Below are 1599 nucleotides of genomic sequence, written 5' to 3' on the forward strand. Positions count from 1 at the left end.
GATGCCACGCAGACAACGTTCACCCCGGGTGAATCGGTTGACTACACGATCACGGTAACCAACAACGGCCCGAGCGATGCCCAGGATGTGAACGTGGTGGATACGGCTCCAACCGGCACGACGATCACAAACTGGACCGCGGTGGTAACCACCGGCACGGTAACGCTTCCGAACACCAGCGGTACTGGCGACCTGAACGAGACGATCGCCACATTGCCTGACGGCGCAGTGGTAACTTATACAGTGACGGTACAGACACCGGCTGACTTCGATGATGACCTGGTGAACGCGGTTACGGTGACCACACCGACACCCGACCCGGATCCGACCTGCGATGACTGCACGACCCCGCCATTGACCCCGGCACCTGAGGCTGACATCGTAACGGTGAAAGTGGTGAGTGATGCCGCGCAGACAACGTTCACCCCGGGTGAGTCGGTAGACTACACGATCACGGTAACCAACAACGGTCCGAGCGATGCCCAGGATGTGAACGTGGTGGATACGGCACCAGCCGGCACGACGATCACGGGCTGGACAGCGGTGGTAACCACCGGCACGGTAACATTGCCGAATACTTCAGGTACCGGTAATATCAATGAGACGATCGCCACATTGCCTGACGGCGCTGTGGTGACCTATACGGTGACGGTGCAGACGCCGGCTGACTTCGATGATGACCTGGTGAACACGGTTACGGTGACCACACCGACACCCGACCCGGATCCGACCTGCGATGACTGTGAGACCCCGCCGCTGACACCTGATCCGCAGGCGGACATCGTAACGGTGAAAGTGGTGAGTGATGCCACGCAGACAACGTTCACCCCGGGCGAGTCGGTAGACTACACGATCACGGTAACCAACAACGGCCCGAGCGATGCCCAGAATGTGAACGTGGTGGATACGGCTCCAACCGGCACAACGATCACAAGCTGGAGTGCAACAGTCACGACGGGCACGGTGACATTGCCCAACACCAGCGGCACGGGCGACATCAATGAGACGATCGCCACATTGCCTGACGGCGCTGTGGTAACCTATACGGTAACGGTGCAGACGCCGGCTGACTTCGATGATGACCTGGTGAACGCGGTTACGGTGACCACACCGACACCCGACCCGGATCCGACCTGCGATGACTGCACGACCCCGCCGTTGACACCTGATCCGCAGGCGGACATCGTAACGGTGAAAGTGGTGAGTGATGCCACGCAGACAACGTTCACCCCGGGTGAGTCAGTTGACTACACGATCACGGTAACCAACAACGGCCCGAGCGATGCGCAGGATGTGAACGTGGTGGATACGGCTCCTGCCGGCACGACGATCACTGGCTGGAGTGCAACAGTCACGACGGGCACGGTGACATTGCCAAACACCAGCGGCACGGGCGACATCAATGAGACAATAGCCACGCTTCCGAATGGTGCAGTGGTAACCTATACGGTGACGGTGCAGACACCATCGGATTTCTCGGGCACGCTGGTGAACGCGGTTACGGTGACCACACCGACACCCGACCCGGATCCGACCTGCGATGACTGCACGACCCCGCCGCTGACATCTGATCCGCAGGCGGACATCGTAACGGTGAAA

The 1599-nt window shown here is 59.9% G+C and carries 1 protein-coding gene and 1 pseudogene (both cut by a window edge); both read left to right on the forward strand.

Features of this window, described 5'->3' with window-relative positions:
* Positions 1–32: pseudogene (locus tag ACFOET_RS01765) on the forward strand (DUF7927 domain-containing protein); it begins 1963 nt to the left of the window's first position.
* Positions 1–1599, forward strand: part of the annotated coding region (locus ACFOET_RS01770; RefSeq protein ID WP_379018948.1) for a DUF7927 domain-containing protein (this coding region is incomplete at its 3' end). The annotated region extends 15 nt beyond the left edge of the window; 1599 of its 1614 annotated nt are in view. The pseudogene ACFOET_RS01765 and the gene ACFOET_RS01770, both read left to right, overlap by 47 nt.

Origin of the sequence: Parapedobacter deserti, assembly GCF_042646065.1 — a bacterium.
Classification (GTDB): Bacteria; Bacteroidota; Bacteroidia; order Sphingobacteriales; family Sphingobacteriaceae; genus Parapedobacter; species Parapedobacter deserti.